This is a genomic window from Deltaproteobacteria bacterium PRO3, from assembly GCA_030263375.1.
Lineage (GTDB): Bacteria > UBA10199 > UBA10199 > DSSB01 > DSSB01 > DSSB01.
Map to the genome: position 1 here is coordinate 1 of SZOV01000058.1, position 14944 is coordinate 14944.

At 64.0% G+C, this 14944-nt stretch carries 9 protein-coding genes; 6 read left to right on the forward strand and 3 right to left on the reverse strand.

What is annotated here, in order from left to right; genetic code table 11:
• From FBR05_09845 to FBR05_09860, 4 genes are all read left to right on the forward strand, one after another.
• Positions 1 to 1943, forward strand: a 1943-nt coding sequence (locus tag FBR05_09845; protein ID MDL1872498.1) for a hypothetical protein, incomplete at its 5' end; no start/stop codon positions are given.
• 325 nt (positions 1944 to 2268) lie between these two features.
• Positions 2269 to 3948, forward strand: a complete 1680-nt coding sequence (locus tag FBR05_09850) for a hypothetical protein (protein MDL1872499.1) — start codon at positions 2269 to 2271, stop codon at positions 3946 to 3948.
• A gap of 75 nt (positions 3949 to 4023) precedes the next feature.
• Positions 4024 to 5649, forward strand: a complete 1626-nt coding sequence (locus FBR05_09855; protein ID MDL1872500.1) for a hypothetical protein — start codon at positions 4024 to 4026, stop codon at positions 5647 to 5649.
• Between the two features lie 294 nt (positions 5650 to 5943).
• Positions 5944 to 8592, forward strand: a complete 2649-nt coding sequence (locus FBR05_09860) for a hypothetical protein (GenBank protein ID MDL1872501.1) — start codon at positions 5944 to 5946, stop codon at positions 8590 to 8592.
• Here the strand turns inward: FBR05_09860 and FBR05_09865 are convergent.
• Genes FBR05_09865 through FBR05_09875 form a run of 3 tightly spaced genes read right to left on the reverse strand, consistent with a single transcriptional unit; the run spans position 8576 to position 12275 of the window.
• Positions 8576 to 9685 carry a Rieske 2Fe-2S domain-containing protein gene (locus tag FBR05_09865; GenBank protein MDL1872502.1) on the reverse strand — a complete coding sequence of 370 codons (1110 nt, stop codon included), beginning with the start codon at positions 9683 to 9685 and terminating at the stop codon, positions 8576 to 8578. The genes FBR05_09860 and FBR05_09865 overlap by 17 nt on opposite strands.
• A 45-nt stretch (positions 9686 to 9730) precedes the next feature.
• On the reverse strand, positions 9731 to 10156 hold the full coding sequence (locus tag FBR05_09870) for a response regulator (GenBank protein MDL1872503.1): 426 nt from the start codon (positions 10154 to 10156) through the stop codon (positions 9731 to 9733).
• Positions 10157 to 10175: 19 nt separating this feature from the next.
• Positions 10176 to 12275: a PAS domain S-box protein gene (locus FBR05_09875; protein MDL1872504.1), complete on the reverse strand. Its 2100-nt coding sequence runs from the start codon at positions 12273 to 12275 to the stop codon at positions 10176 to 10178.
• 166 nt (positions 12276 to 12441) lie between these two features.
• Between FBR05_09875 and FBR05_09880 the strand changes: the two genes are divergently transcribed.
• Positions 12442 to 12816, forward strand: coding sequence for a response regulator (locus FBR05_09880; protein MDL1872505.1), 375 nt, complete (start codon positions 12442 to 12444; stop codon positions 12814 to 12816).
• Between the two features lie 49 nt (positions 12817 to 12865).
• Positions 12866 to 14911 carry a tetratricopeptide repeat protein gene (locus FBR05_09885; GenBank protein ID MDL1872506.1) on the forward strand — a complete coding sequence of 682 codons (2046 nt, stop codon included), beginning with the start codon at positions 12866 to 12868 and terminating at the stop codon, positions 14909 to 14911.
• Positions 14912 to 14944: the final 33 nt, after the last annotated feature.

Sequence of the window (14944 nt, forward strand, 5' to 3'; positions counted from 1 at the left end):
TGGGGGCCTTGAAGCTCTTCGGCGCCGCGGGAAACGGCTTCGCCCGCCGGCTCGCGCCCGCCGGCCGAGCGCCCGGCCTGTCGCCCTTCCTGCTCTCTCAATCGACGGCCTTGCTGGGCCTGATGAGCGCCCACGCGCTGGAGGCGCGGCTCGGCCTGCGCCCCCATGCCGACGGCGGCGCCCTCTTCCTCGACTCGCTCGCGGCCCTGATCGGCCTCGGCGTCGGCCTGCGCCTGGGCCACAAGGTCCTGGGCGAGCGCTACGCCGAACTGCATCGCCAATTGGAAGTCCGCTCCCGATCGCTGCCTCGGCCTCCGCTGCCGAACCTCCCCGCGGTTTCGCCGGGCCCCGCATTCTCGGCGTCCCTCGCCGGCGGCGGCCTCGCGGCGGGACCCCGCCTCGCGAATCTACGTCCCTGGCTGATGATGAATTCCAATTCCAACGACGGCGGATCCGGCGCACCCAAAGGCGACAGCCTCGCCCCTGTGGAGGCGCCGAACGTCATCGTCGATCCCATCGCGAGCGTGGATCCCTTGCTCGGTCAGGTCGTCGACGGGCGCTACCGGGTCGAGGCCCAACTGGGCATCGGCGGGATGGGCAAGGTCTATCTCGCCACGCACGAGGTCCTCGGAAAGAAGTTCGCGGTCAAGGTCCTGCGCGAGGACATCGCCGCCGACCCGGAGGCCACCGCGCGCTTTCTCACCGAGGCGCAGGCCGCCTCGCGGATCGGCAGCCCGCACATCGTCAATATCAGCGACTTCGGCCGGTTGCACGACGGCTCCACCTATTACGCCATGGAATACCTCGACGGCCAGCCGCTGACGAAGCTGATCCGGGACGGGGTCCCGATTCCGGTACCGCGCCTGATCCACATCGCGCGCCAGCTCGCGGAAGGCCTGTTCGCCGCGCATCGCCAGGGCATCGTCCACCGCGACCTCAAGCCCGACAATATCTTCCTGGTGAAGCACGGCACGGAGCGCGACTTCGTCAAGATCCTGGATTTCGGCATCGCCAAGATGGTGCACAGCGACCGCCGCCTCACCCTGGAGGGCCGAACGGTGGGTACCCCCCAATACATGTCGCCGGAGCAGGTGACGGCCGAGACGATCGACCCGCGCAGCGACATCTATGCCTTCGGGGTCCTGCTCTACGAGATGGCCAGCGGCAAAGTGCCTTTCGACGGACCCAATCGCCTCGAGATCATGCGGATGCAGCTGGTCGACGACGCCCCTCCCCTGCGCGAGGCCTCGCCGCAAAAGATCCCCGCGGAACTGGAGGCCCTCATCGCCAAGAGCATGCAGAAGGCCCCCGACGATCGCTACTCCTCCATGCTCGATGTCTCCCGCGAGCTGGAGCGGCTTCAGGCCAAATACCCGCTCCCGCCCTCGGCCCGGGCCATCCCGACCGAAATCCTCACGCGGCGCTCGGACACGCTCATCGTCCCGCCGCGGCGCCGTTGGCCGCTCTTCGTCGGCTTGGGCGGCGCCGGGGTCGGAGCCCTCGCCGTCTCCGCGGCCCTGCTGTCGACGAAGCGCGGCCAAGGCCAAGCCCCCGACGCCATGCCCGTGGCACCGGACGCCGCGCCGCAAAAACCCGACACCGCCGCAGCCGCGCCGGACGCCGGCATCACCGTAGTGCCGATCGAGCCGCCGAAACGGACCTCGGTCACCTTGAGCCTCGTCCCCAAAAACGCGCGTGTCTTTCGCGGCGGGGAGGATTTGGGTTCCCGCCCCGGCCCCCTCGAGGTCGAGGCAGGCTCTCCGGTCGAGCTCGAGATCCGGCACCGCGGCTACAAGACGAAAAAGATCCTCGTGGACGGAAGCCAGGAAAAAATCACGGTGCGCCTCGAGCGCGAGTTCGTCCCCCAGCCGCCGAAGCCGCCCAAGGAAGACAAACCGCCCAAGAAGCCGGAACCGGGCGAGGTCATCAGCCCCTGGAAGTGAAATCACATCACGTTTTGTGAACCTTCTTCTTATTGTGAATTTCTCCGCCTGTCCGGCCGCAAGCTAAGCCGAAGAATTTTCCTTAAAATTCCATCTCTTAAACCCAGCGTTTTCTTGGCATCCCCGTTGCATTTCCATGAAACGGCTGAGACGCGGCCCACCAAGCCTTTCTTTATCCGATCCGGGCGCACACCTGAATCGGGCCGCGTCGAGGCCGGGGAACGTTTTGGAAATTCGGGGATGGAACGAGGGGAGTGTTAGGGATAGCTCGTCCGCTCGCCTCCATTTCAACGACAACGTTTGTCTATTTTGAGGAGGCACTCCTATGACCCCACCGATTGCATCGGGCGGCTCGCCCGTCCCCGTTTCTCCGATACCCGAAGACCCCAAGGCCGGCGCCAGCGGAACCGAAGGCGCTAAGCCGAAGCCCTTCGAGGGCAGCCATCTGCTCAACGGCATTTTGAAGAAGTCCGGCCGCGTCCCGACGCACCCGCTGACCGCGAAGCCCCCGCAGGGCGAGACGCCGGCCAAGGAAGTCACTCCCGCGGACGCGAAAAAGGCCAACAGCTTCCGCCTCAAGGGCGACGAGTATTTCAAAAAGGAAAATTTCAAAAAGGCCCTCGCCTATTACGAGATGGCCCGCAAGGCCAACCCCGGCGACACGCAAATCCTGCTGAGCCTCGCCAAGGCCGAGCACGCCACCGGCAACCTGCTGCATGCCCACGACCATTACAATGAGCTGCTCGCCTCCGACCCGAGCCTCCTCGTCGTCCGAGCCCTGCGCAGCGACGCCAACCAGGCGATCCTGATGCAGATGCAGCGGATGGCCCCCAAGATCAAGCCGGAGCAACAGGCCGAATTCGTCAAGATGGGTCAGATGCTGACCCTCGAGATGGCCGTGGACCGCGCCGCCCTCTTGGCGCACAACGCCGACAAGGAGATCGAGGGCCTGAAGGTCATGGAGCAGAAACTCGCGACACTTCATGACAAGCCGAAGGCCGAAAAGGAAAAGGCCTGCCAGGCCCTGCTCGCGATGGCGATGGACACCCTGGACCTGGCCCAGCTGCCGGCGCAGGACCCCAAGGACGCCGAGCTCATCCCGGAAAAGCTCGGGCTCATGATCAAGGAAATCTTCGGCGTCCTCGCGCGCTTCGCGAAGGCCGACAAGGACCCCGCCCTGCAACGCCTCGCGTCCCTCTTCGAGGGCTACCAGGCCCTCTGCGAGGGCAAGACCGACGAGGCGATGAAGGCCTTCGAGGTTGTCCGCGAGGAGGGCCTGAAGGCCCTGGGCGACGGCGACGCAGAGAAAGGCGAGAAGCTCCTGCAGGAGCGGATGGAGAAGGCCGCGAAGGCCCTCGCCGCCAACGACCCCGCGGGCGCGGAGAAGATCTACCAAGAAGAGATCCCTCCCGGCCTGGCCGACGCCTACATCTACCTCAAGCAGTTCGAGGCGCAGAAGACCCGCCTGGTCAGCCTAGTCGCGATCGCGGCCTGGGAAGAGGACGTCAACGCCCGCCATGCCGAAGGGGCGAAGCAGGCCAACAGCTTTTGGTCGATGTTCGGAGAATTCGTCGACGTGGTCGGCGGAGACCCGACGGAACAAGACAAGCTCGCCATCGAGGCCCGCAAGGAACTGAACCTGGTCCACGCGGTCCGCGACCGCCTGGCCCTCGGCAAGGCCAACACGCTCGAGGAGGCCCTCAAGGACGTCGAGGCCACCGAGAAGGGCGAGCTGAAGGATCAGGCGACCGCACAGCTGGCCCAGGTCGCCAAAGGCGAGGACCCCGGCATCCTGCCGCTCTCTAAGGTCGTCGAACTCACCAAAAAGCCGAAGATGAGCTCGGAGGCCGCGGGCACCCTGATGACCTACGCCGACTCGATGGGGACCTTCGGCGGCCGACCCAAGATGCGGACCCTGCTCTACGCGGCCGTCCAGACCTTCTCCAAGGACAAGGAACAGCAGGACAGGGCGGCGGCGGGATTGAAAGAGCTGGCCGAGAAGTAATCCGATTTCCCTTTCACTCCATGCGGTGAAGCCTCGTTTCGGGGCTTCACCGCTGCTTTTTGAAGATAAGCCGCTATGGTCCCATCCATTCCTCGTAGTAAGGATGAATTTCTTTTTCCGTGGGGCCGATTTTCCCGCGACCCCTTTGTGCCCACATTCTCCGATCCGCCGGCGGGTCCGGAAAAATCCTTCGAAGGCACACACCTATTCAACCTGCTTACGAAGAAATACGACCATCTCCCGACGCGCTTGCTTACGCAAAATTTCGCCCCGGACATCGAAGGAGCCATTCCTCCCCACCCTGCAGCTCTACGGCAGGCGGAGATCTTCCGCAAAAATGGCAAAAACCATTTTGAAACAGGGGAATTCAAAAAGGCCCTGGCCTGCTACCGTGCAGCCCACCGGTTACTGCCCCAGGACAAAGGCATCCTCCACGGTTTCGCGAGGTTGGAAGCCAAGGCTAAAAACTGGGTGCCGGCCCGCGATTACTACGACAAACTCATAGCCCTAAGCCCCGGACATTGGATAGCTCGAGCCGAGCGATTTGCGGTGAATTCCCGAATTGCGGAGAACCGAGCGGTTAGGGGAATGCCCCCGATCGAACTGTCGGATGCCGAGATTTTGGAAGGAAATTTGGATAGAGCGGCACGGATAGCAGTGTCCCTCCCCCGCCACCTTGAAGATGTGAAGTTGCTGGAAACTTACTTGGCAGAATGGCGGAACTTCCCCCTGGGGGATAAGATCGACTTATTGAAAGGTTCGTTCCTAGTGCCCTTTGATTTTCTGACCCGGGCGCAACTTCCCTTTCCGGGTCCAGCGGATCCGCAATTCGTCCCGGATCGGCTCCGAATATTAGCCACGGAGCATTTCGCGGTATGGTTGCGATTCGCCAAGGCCGACTCCGATCCCGCAATCCGAGGTTTTGTCCCGTTGTTGGAGGCGTACCATGCCTTGTGCGAGGGGCGCGAAGCGGATGCCAAGAAATATTTCACCCAAGTCCGGGAAGAGGGATTTCGTACCCTCGGGGACGGCGATGTGGCGCTGGGAAGAAAACAATTCTACAAAAGGCTAGAGGAGGTCGAACGTCTAATCAAATTCGGCAAGCCAGACCAAGCTAGGAATTTATTCCAAGAGCAGATCCCCCTGGGCCTGGCCGACGCCTACCGATATTTAAAGCCTTATGACGGCGCCAAGACGCGCTTGATAGGACTTTTGGCGATCGGCGCTTGGGAGGAAGACATCCGCGCCCGCTACCAAACCCTGGCCGAAGCTGCCGGTGCGCCTGACGAACGAAGCGATCCATCGCTACGCCGGCTGGAGGAGGGGGAGATCTCCTTGGTCCACGCGGTGCGCGATCGTTTGGCGTGGGGAACCTCCGACAATATCGAGTCCGCCCTGCTGCACGTCCAGGCCTCGGAGCGAGGCGAGCTCAAGGAGCTCGCCGCGACCGCGCTGTGGCAAATCAATAGCGAGACAAGTCCCGGCCTCCCCCTCTCTAAAATCTTTTCGCTGGCCAGCACCCCTTGGATGGACCCAAACGCCGCGGACCTCTGGCTTTTTGCCGCCGACACCGCGGAGGACCTTCCGAGCCGCAAGAAATTGCAAATCCTGCTGTATTCGGCGGTGCATGCCTTTTCCCCGAATCGGACCCAGCGAAACCGAGCCGGAGACGACCTTCGAGTCAGCGTTATAAGTTATTGATTTTAATTATAAAATTTATAAAATACGAAGCTCGCATTATTTTCTCCCCTTTCTCTTCCATTCTTGAGAAACCCTAGCTGACGGAGCGGACCGGCCGACGCCGTCTCGCCGCCGCCCGAGCGCAACTTTCCCGGGCGACCGACGATAAAGGCCAAAAATACGGGGCACATGTCTGACCTTTCTCGGCGAAGGACCTTCGCCCGCTTGCCCCATCATGTTTATTAAGAACTCTCCGGCCGCCCTCCTGAATGGGGTATGGGCTCATTAGGTCTCGCGGCCCGAGAGCGTACGTTCATGACCGCCTCCAGGCTCTCGCAGCCGTTAGCAGTATCGACGGCCACGGCCCAGCCGGCACCCGCGCCGACCTCCGTCGCCCGCGCGGCGCTGGACGATTTCGCCCGGGCGCTGCCCGTCCTGCCCGGCTCGGCCCCAAAGGCCCTGCTCGCCCGGCTGGACGAGCTCCGCCGCGAGACGGACGAAGGTCTGCTTCTGACCGATCTCCTGGCGCTCGGCATCCAGCTGAAATCCGAACACCGCGCCGAGGCCGCCTACGCCCTGCTCTCGCGCTTAAGCCAAGAAGACATCGCCGACCCGGTCCGCGCCAAGGCCCGTGCCGAGGCCGACGCCATCGAGGGCAAGGGCGCCGCGGGACCGCGCGCCGAATTCCTGCTCTCCCGTTTTTGCAAAGACGCCACCGACGCGCGGGTCATCGCGCCGATGATCGCGGCCACGCTGGTCGGCCAAGTCGCCGGCACCGCCGCCCTCGGCCGCCTGATGGGCCGCCCGGCCTCCTGGCTGACGCGAGGTTTCGGCGCCGAACTCGGCGCGGGGGCCTTCGGCTACGGCGCCGAGGTCGTCACCTTCGCGGGCTTGAATCGCGCCCTCGCCCCGCATCCCAACGGACCCTTTTCACACGACCTGGCGCGCTCGGCGCTCACCATCGGCGCGCTGAAGCTCTCTGGTTTCGCCGTCAACTCGGCCCTCGCCGGGCCGGGCACTCGTTTCGTCGCGCGCGGCCGGGCCCCGACCCTGCCCTTCGCGGCGCACCAGGCCGGCGCCTTCGTCGGCCTCACCGCCTCGCACAAGCTCGAGGAGCATTGGGGACTCAGGCCCCGCGTCGAGGGCTCCACCTTCCTGCTCGACACCTTCGCCTCGCTGGTCAGCCTGGGCGTCGGGGCTCACCTGGGCCAACGCGCCTTGGGCGAGCGCTTTGCCGACTTCCGGAGCGAGCTGGGCATGGCCGCGAAGCTGCAAAAATACCGCCCGCAAGAAAAGGCGCGCGCCCTGCTCTCGCCCGCCGTGGCCGGCGGCGACGGCCGCGGTCTTCCCCCGATCCTGATGATGAGCATGGGCCAGCCGCCGGGCGGTCCCAAGGGCGGTCGGCCCAGCAAGGGCACCTCCTGGCAAGAGTCCCAGGTTCCCGAACCTTCCGACCCGCTTAACGGCCATATCTCGGTGACTCCGGCGGATGTCATGCCAAGGGCGCCCACCGAGCCGCCCGACCCCTATATCGGCACCGTCTTTGAAGGCCGTTACCGCATCAACCGGAAGTTAGGCCACGGCGGCATGGGAGTGGTCTACGAGGCCGTGCATGAGATTATCGGCAAGAAGATGGCCCTCAAACTGCTCCGCCGGGATGCCATGACCAAAGAAATGGCCGAGCGCTTTCTCAACGAGGCCAAGGCCGCCAGCATGATCGGAAACCCTCACATCATCGAGATCACCGATTTCGGCAGGCTTGCGGAGGGCACGCCCTATTTCGTCATGGAATACCTGGAAGGCACCTCGCTCTACGGTCTGATCGAAGGCGATCGACCGGTGCCGATCCCGCGTCTGGTAAACATCGCACGGCAGATCGCGGAGGGACTCGCCGACGCCCACAAGGCCGGCATCGTCCACCGCGACCTCAAGCCGGAAAATATCTTTTTGATCAACAAGGGCAGCAAGGTCGACTTCGTCAAGATCCTGGACTTCGGCATCGCCAAGATCGCCAACGGCGGCAGCAAAGAAAAACTGACGCAGGCGGGCGTGCCCTTCGGAACGCCTCAGTACATGTCTCCGGAGCAATCCGCGGGGCAGCCGACGATCGACCATCGCACCGACGTCTACGCCTTCGGCATGCTGCTCTACGAGATGGCCACCGGTCGCCTCCCCTTCAACTTCGAAAATTTTCAGGAGACGCTCAACGCGCAGATGTACGTGACGCCGGTGCCGCCCAGCGAAATGCAGCCGGTGAAGCAGCCCATCCCGCCCGGGTTGGAAGCGATCATCATGAAGGCCATCTCCAAGCGCCCCGAAAATCGCTACCAATCGATGAACGAAATCATCGTCGAGCTGGACAAGCTGCAGTCCGGCCTCGTGCCCGTCGCCGTCACCGAGCTCAAAAACCGCTCGGAAAGCGCGGACCTTCCGGTCGATTATTTCCGCACCGGTCTCACGCCCACCAACCTGCGCCGTTCGCGCCGCCATTGGCCGATCTTCGCGGGCATCGGCATCGGCGGGGCCTCGGCCCTCGCCGCGGCCTTCTACGCGTTGAGCCGCAGCAACGGCGTCACGGCCCAGCCCACCGCCGTTCCGCCGCCGGACGACAAGCCCAAGCCTGACGCCGCCCCGGTCGACACGGCTCCAACGGTCACCTCGCTCAAGCGCCAGGTGGAGGTCAACGTCGACCCCGTGGACGCGCGCGTCTTCCGCAACGGCGAGGATCTGGGCAACAACGTGGTGAAGGTCGAGATGGATCCGGGCCAGAAGGTCGAGCTCGAGGTGAAGCGCGATGGCTACAAGAGCCGCAAGATCACCCTCGACGGCCTGGAAGAGAGCGTCACCGTGAAGCTGGAGAAGGAAAAGGCCGTCCGGCCCCGCCCGAGCGGCAATCCCTCGGGTTCGGGAAAGCCGAAGACCAAGCCGACAAATTCCGGCGAAGTCATCAGTCCTTGGAAGTGATCTCGTCGCCCAAAGACTGCCCCTTGCGCCCGCCGTGCTCGATGTGGCTCGGGGCCTTCATCCCCAACAGCACCTTGGAGAATTCCAGAGAGCGCTCGACCAGCGCCTTCGCGCCCGCGCGTAGCTGGCGGCTGCGCTCGACGTAGGCGACGTTGCGCTCCATGTTCTCCATCGACCAGCCCAGGGAATGGGCGATGAAGGGAAAGGTCGGGAACATGAAGCCCAGCTCGGCAAAAAACCCCAGCATCTCTCCGGCCACCGATTGAATGTTGTCCTGCCCGCCCGTGATGATGAAGGCCGCGACCTTGTTGCGGATCAAGACCCGGTCCGCGGTGGTGATCTGGTTTTGGATGCAGTTCATGCGCTCGACCATCTTGTGGTACAGCCCGCTCGCCGAGCCCCAGCGAATGGGCGTCGCGACCACCACCACGTCGGCCCAGTGCACGAAGGCCTCGTAGACCTGGTCGAGTTCGTCCTTGCTGTCGAACTGGGTGATCGCGCAGGGCCAAATGCAGGCCTGCGCGCTCTTCGAATAATAGCCCTCGCAACTCTTGAAATTAAGATCGTTGAGTCGGATCAGGCGGGTGAGGGCGCCGTGGTCGCGCGCGGCGCTCTCCAAGGCCGACTCGAGCAGGGCGTCGGAGGTGGAATAGCGGGGATGGCCGCGCGTCATCGCGGTCGTCGAGATGCCGACGACCCGCAGCGGACCTTCCTCCCGCTTCGGCTCGCGGGCCAGGGGATGGGGCTCATGCCTGCCCTTGTGGCGCTTGGTGGCGGCCTCGAGGTTGACCCAGAGGTGCCCGCCCTCTTCCTTCAATTCATAGGTCGGCACCCGCGAATCGCCCATCTCGGGACGCACCGCGCCGGTCTCACGGTGGAAGCGCCAATAATGCCAGGGACAGACAACGTAGCCGTCGATGAGCGTCCCTTTACCCAGGGGACCGCCGATGTGGTTGCAGACGCCGGAGATGGCGGCGAACTTGCCGTCGAGATAGGTCAACGCGATCTTGGTCTTGCCGATCACGACCTCGCGCAGGGCGGCGCCTTTCAGCGCGTGCACGGGACCCAGATCGTGCCAGGCGGGCGAGCTCATGGGGACATAGTATCGGAAGCCCTCTCCTCCTGGCAATTTCTCCTTTCAGGAAGATTCCGGCCGCGAGGGGTGCTCCACCGTCTCGAGCCAATACCGCGAGAGATTGCGAAGCACCTCGACGATCTGCTCGAAGCGGACCGGCTTTCGGATGAAGCTCCCGCCCAGGCTGTAGGTGTATAGGATGTCCTCGTCGTTGCGGGAGGTGGTGAAGACCACGACCGGGATCATGCGCAGTCCGGGGTTCGACTTGATCTCCTGCAGGGCCTCGCGTCCGTCTTTTTTCGGCATGTTGAGGTCGAGCAGGATCAGGTGCGGGCGCGGCACAGAGATATCCGCGGCGTAGGCCCCGCGGCGCAGGAGGTAGTCCATCAGCTCCTCGCCGTCGCGAACCCAGCGCAAATCCACGCCGGCCCTAGCCTCGGCGAAGGCATCCTTGGCCAACAAAAAATGGTCCTCGTCGTCCTCCGCCAAGAGCACGACTTTTCTAGGGTTATGACCGCTCACCCGGAGGCTCCTTGGGCAGGCGCAGGCGGAAGGTCGATCCCGCGCCGGGTTCGCTGGTCACGGAGATCTCGCCTCCGTGCCGCTGCACGATCTTTTGGCAGATCGCCAGCCCCATGCCCGTACCTTCGTATTCTTGACGACCGTGCAGCCTTTGAAAAGGTTTAAATATCACCTCGGAGAATTTCGCGTCGATCCCGATGCCCCGATCCCGAATCTCGAGCTCCGCAAAACCGTCCTCCGACATGCGGCCCGAGACGCTCACCCGGGGAGGCTCGCCGGGCTTGTGGAACTTCAGGGCGTTCCCCAGAATATTCTGGAAGAGTTGGAGCATCTGCGAGCGGTCCGCCTGAACCGCCGGCAGGCGCCCTACCTCGACCTCGGCCCCGGTCTCCGCGATCCGCAACTCCAAGACCCCCAAGACCTCCTTGACCACCCCTTCGAGTTCGACGTTCTCGAAGGGCTTGGCGCGCGTCGTGACCCGCGCGTACTGCAGCAGGTCGTCGATCAATTGCCGCATCCGCAACGCCGCCTTCTGGATGCGCTCCAGGCTGTCCAAGCCCTTCTCGCCCAAGGCCTCTCCGGCGTTGGTCCGGAGCCGGTCCCCAAAGGCGATAATTTTATGCAAGGGCTCCTGCAGGTCGTGGGAGGCGACGTAGGCGAAGTCCTGCAACTCCTTGTTGGAGCGCGCCAGCTCGAGGCCCTTCTGCCGGATTTCCTCCTCCGCCCGCTTGCGGTCGGTGATGTCGCGGATGAAGGCGCTGAAGAGGAAGTTCTCTCCCCAACGCAGGGGGCTGACCGTGATCTCGACGGGAAATTCGTGGCCGTCGGCGTGGCGGGCCATGGTCTCGACCCGGCGGTTGAGCATGCCCTCCTGCCCGCTGCGCAGGAAACGGCGGCGAATCCTCAGGTAGAGATCCCGGTAACGCGGCGGAATCAGGATCTCGGTGTCCTTGCGCCCCATCGCCTCCAAGCCCGACCAACCGAAGATCTTTTCGGCCTGGGGATTCCAATAAATGATATGGCCCTCGGCGTCGATGACCACCACCGCGTCCAGGGCGTGGTCGACGATGGTGCGGATTCGCTCCTCGCTCTCCTTGAGCTTTTGCTCCGCCTGGCGGCGCGCCGTGACGTCGGAGGCGGTGCCCGTGGACCCCAGGACCTCGCCGGCGTCGTTGCGGACCACGATGGCGTTATAGCTCAAGTAAACCGGCCTGCCGTCCTTCCGGATGTGGATCGTCTCGTACTTGAAAAAGGGCTGCCCCTGCTTCACCTTTTGGAAGGTCTCCAGGTCGATGCGTGCCTGTTCCGGGCTTTCGAAATCGGTGAAGGGCCGGCCCAGCATCTCCTCCGGCTCGTAGCCGTAGATACTCCGCGTCGCCTGCCGGTTGAGGAAGGTCCAACGGCCCTGCGCGTCCACCGACCAAATCAGGTCATGCGAGGTCTCGACCAGGTCCCGGTATTGTTTCTCACTGCGCTTCAGCTCTTCCTCGGCGCGGGCGTGCTCCGCGATCTCGCGCCGCAGCTCTTCGTTGATCCGGGACATCTCCTCCGTCCGCTCCCGGTGAAGTTTTTCCAGCGAGGCCGTGGTGCGGGCCAGCTCGGTGACGTCGCGGAAGCTCCAGACCCGGCCGACCGCCTCGGATTCGATCATCTGGGGTTTGGAGTAGCGCTCGAAGATCCGGCCGTCCTTGAAATGCAGGATGTCGAAGCTCTCCGCCTCCGGGTGGGCGTAAAGGTCGCGGACCTTTTGCAAAAAGCCCTCGGGATCCTCCAGCTGGTCGAGGACGAAGGCCAGGGCCGCCCGGTCGTCCCGCGAGCCGATGATGGCCTCCGGAATTCGCCACATCTCAAGGAATTTCTTGTTAAATCCGACAATCCGGCCGCTAAGGTCGACGACCAGGATGCCGTCCGCGGTCGAGTCGAGGGTCGCCCGAAGCAAAGACAGGGCCCGCTCGCTGTCCTCCAGGCGCCTGGGATCCGCCACCGAGCTCCGTCCGGCCCTGCGCCGGAAGCCCCACCAGCCGGCCAGGCCCCCGGCCAGGAAGGCGGCCAACAAAGCCCAGAAAAAGTTGAGGGAAAGGCCCATAGCCACGGTCTGGATCTTACCTTAGGCGGGGTTTTATGGCTAAAATAGAAAATTAAGGCGGTCGGGCTCAAATATTGGTTGTACAGACGGCGGGGTCTCTGCTAAATCCACCTCCCGTTCATTGAGGGTAAGAGTCCGGTGGCCACAGGGTAAGGCGGAGATTCCGATGATCCCAAAGACCAAAAGGGTGCTCGTCATCGACGACGACCCCGATATCTTGACCCTGCTGAAAGAGACCCTCGAAGCCAACCATTTCGACTGCAACACCGCGCTCTCTCCGCAGGAAGGCCTCGACAAGGCCGTCGACTTCAAACCCCACTTGATCCTGCTCGACCTCATGCTCCCCGGCATGAGCGGCTTCGGCTTCATGCGCGAATTAAAGAAGCACAAAGAGCTCGCCGGCACCCCTATTGTCGTACTCACCGCCCTGTCCGACGAGGAGATCGCCGAAGAAAGCCTCTCGCTGGGGGCCAAGGGCTACTTAAGCAAGGCCTGCAACGCCAAAGAGCTGGTCACCATGGTGCAGGCCTATTCGGATTAGGGCTCTTTTTTTCATACCCACGGTTCGCGATTTTCATTAGACAGGTCCCATGAAGCGATCTCTCCTCGGGACTTTATCCATCGCGATTTGTCTTTACCTTTGCCCAGCCGGCCTGCGGGCCGACCCGGCCGCCTTCAAGCGCGGCTACGAATCTTTCTTGCAAGGGGACTACGGCAGCGCCGTCGCCCAGCTCTCTTCCCAGGCGGAATCCAAAGGACCGCTGCGGGATTACGTCCTCTGGGCCCTGGGCAAATCCCGGCTTGAAACCGGCGACAACGAGGGCGGCCGCAAGACCCTCGAGGCCCTGTTGCGGGACGAACCCGGCAGTCTTTTCGCCGACGCCGCCCAGGTCCAGATCGGCCGCTCGCTGCAGGCCCAGGGCGAGGCCGCCCGCGCCAAGGAGCACCTGCAAAAAATCCTCCCCGGCCTCGGCGAGGCCAGTCGCGGCGAGGCCCTCTATTATCTGGGTTTATCCAAGCTCTCCCTGAAGGAGACCGAGGCGGGGCTCGCCGATCTCAAGGAGGTCTACCTCAAGTATCCGACCAGCCCCGTCGCCGACCAGGCCTTGAGCCAGCTCACGCAGGCCTCCGGAGGCCGGACCCCAACCTGGGGCACGGCCGAATACCTGCCGCGCGCCGAGGCCTTCTTTCAAGCGAAGAGCTACACGAAGGCCCTTCAAGTCTACGAACAAATCATCACCGGCGGGGAGCCCGGGCTGCGCGACTTGGCCCGGGTGAAAAAGGGTGAATGCCTCTTCAACCTGAAGCGCTACGGCGACGCCGTGCTCTTCCTCGAACCCGGCCCCTCGGTGCCGGTCGAGATTGCGCGCGGCGCCCTGCTCGACCTGGGCATGAGCCGCCTGCGCAGCCAGGACGAGGCCGGCGCGGTCGCAACCTTCGAGCGGGTGCAGAGGCTCTATCCCGGGACCCCCGAGGGCGAGGAGGCATTGTACCGCGCGGGGATGATCGCCCATCAGGCCGGCCGCCTCTCCGAGGCCGCCGAGGTCTTCCGGCGCCTGGCCCAGGCCTACCCACAGGGGAATTTTCGCGACAAGGCCCTCTGGGCCGCCGCGTGGAACGCCTACCGGCGCGGGAACTGGGACGAGAGCCTGCAATGGCTGAGTTCGATGGAACAAGGCGCCGCCGACGCAGCCACGCGGGGCAAGGCCCTGTACTGGCAGGCCCGCGTGCAGGAGCGTCAGGGAAAAAAGAGCGAGGCCCAGGCGACCTTCGCCAAGGCCGCCCAGGCCTCTCCTTATAGTTACTACGGCTTCATGGCCCTGAAGAAAACCAAGGGTCCGGAGCCCTTCCCCGAGACCCCGGCCGTCCCGCCCGAGTGGAAGGCGCCGCCGCCGGCGCCGCGGGGCGCGGGCGACGGCAAGGCCGGGACGCACGGGGACCTACACCTGCGCAAGGCGGAGGCCCTGGTGCCGATCGGCCTGGGCCGGCTCGCCCCGGCGGAGGTCGAGGCGGCGCTCAAGCAAAACGAAGGACATCCCGCGGGCCTGGCCGCACTGCTCGAGGCCGGAAAGAAAAGCTCGGCCTATTTCATACCTGTGCAATTCGGGCAAAAGTATTGGGACCGCTTCAAGGGGCTCTTCGCCGACGCCGCCTCGGCCGAGAGCTACCGCAACCGCCTGCTCTATCCCTACGCCTACCGCGGATTGATCGAAAAGGCCGCCGCCCGTTTTTCGGTGCCGCCGCACCTGGTGGTGGCGCTGATGCGGCAGGAGAGCGGCTTCATGCCCTGGATCAGCTCCGGCGCCAATGCGCAGGGCCTGATGCAGATGATCCCCTCGACGGCGGCGGGCCGCGCGAAGGCGCTGGGCATCCCGCCCGGGAATCTCTTCGATCCGGAATACAACATCCCACTGGGCACCGCTGAGCTGAAGGCCATGCTGGACCGCTTCGGCGGCAACTGGGCCCTGGCCTTCGCCGGCTACAACGCGGGCCCGGGGCGGGCGCGGCAATGGGACGAATCCTTCGGGAGCCTGCCTATCGACGAGTTTGTCGAGGAGATTCCTTTCTCGGAGACGAATCTCTACGTGAAGTTGGTAATGCGGAATTACTGGTCGTACAAAACCTTGTACCCCTAAGGCGCCCTAATAGGATGCAGGACACCCCCCGGA

Excerpts from the sequence above, each read along its gene's own strand:
- FBR05_09850 (MDL1872499.1), top strand. The coding sequence starts at position 2,269 with ATGACCCCACCGATTGCATCGGGCGGCTCGCCCGTCCCCGTTTCTCCG.
- FBR05_09855 (MDL1872500.1), top strand. The coding sequence starts at position 4,024 with ATGGTCCCATCCATTCCTCGTAGTAAGGATGAATTTCTTTTTCCGTGG.
- FBR05_09860 (MDL1872501.1), top strand. The coding sequence starts at position 5,944 with ATGACCGCCTCCAGGCTCTCGCAGCCGTTAGCAGTATCGACGGCCACG.
- FBR05_09865 (MDL1872502.1), bottom strand. The coding sequence starts at position 9,685 with ATGAGCTCGCCCGCCTGGCACGATCTGGGTCCCGTGCACGCGCTGAAA.
- FBR05_09875 (MDL1872504.1), bottom strand. The coding sequence starts at position 12,275 with ATGGGCCTTTCCCTCAACTTTTTCTGGGCTTTGTTGGCCGCCTTCCTG.
- FBR05_09880 (MDL1872505.1), top strand. The coding sequence starts at position 12,442 with ATGATCCCAAAGACCAAAAGGGTGCTCGTCATCGACGACGACCCCGAT.
- FBR05_09885 (MDL1872506.1), top strand. The coding sequence starts at position 12,866 with ATGAAGCGATCTCTCCTCGGGACTTTATCCATCGCGATTTGTCTTTAC.